A 550-nucleotide genomic window follows, 5' to 3' on the forward strand; every position below is an offset into this window, starting at 1 on the left:
CGGTATCGAGCGGACGAGACATATCGGATTCCTCAACGTAGCGAGCAGTGGCGTGAAGGTGGCGGGGCCGGTGCATGGCCGGCCCCTGGAATCGGGAACGGCGGTCAGTCGAGCAGCTCGGGTTCCTGCTCGACCAGCCCCGCGTAGAGGCTTTCGAAGGCCTGCAGCGCGCCGTCGGGCTTGCCGATCTGGCCATGCGTGTGGCGCGCGGTGGCCGCGTCGATCGGCTGGGTGGTGCCGGCCGCTTCGGCGAGCAGGGCGGTATGCGCGACGTTGTCGAGCGCGATGTACCACCAGGCCGCCGCCTCGACCGTCGGGCCGCCGGTCAGGATGCCGTGGTTCTTCAGGATCACGCCCTTGTGCGTGCCGCCCTCGGGCTTGGCCAGCGCCTGCGCGATGCGATCGCCCTCGCTGGTGTCGACCACCATGCCGGTGAAGTCGTCGAACAGCGCGTGGTCCTCGTAGAACACGCAGGCGTCCTGGGTCAGCGGCGCCAGCGGGCGGCCCAGCGTCGACCAGGCCTTGCCGTAGGTCGAGTGCGTGTGGGCGG

Annotated in this window: 1 protein-coding gene; it reads right to left on the bottom strand. The window is 70.2% G+C overall.

Translation table 11 applies throughout. The annotated features are described in order from the left end of the window. Positions 1-104: 104 nt before the first annotated feature. Positions 105-550, bottom strand: a 446-nt coding sequence (locus tag HWY05_RS37675; RefSeq protein ID WP_176061481.1) for a class II aldolase/adducin family protein, incomplete at its 5' end; no start/stop codon positions are given.

Source organism: Paraburkholderia sp. BCC1876, assembly GCF_902833695.1.
Taxonomy (GTDB): Bacteria; Pseudomonadota; Gammaproteobacteria; order Burkholderiales; family Burkholderiaceae; genus Paraburkholderia.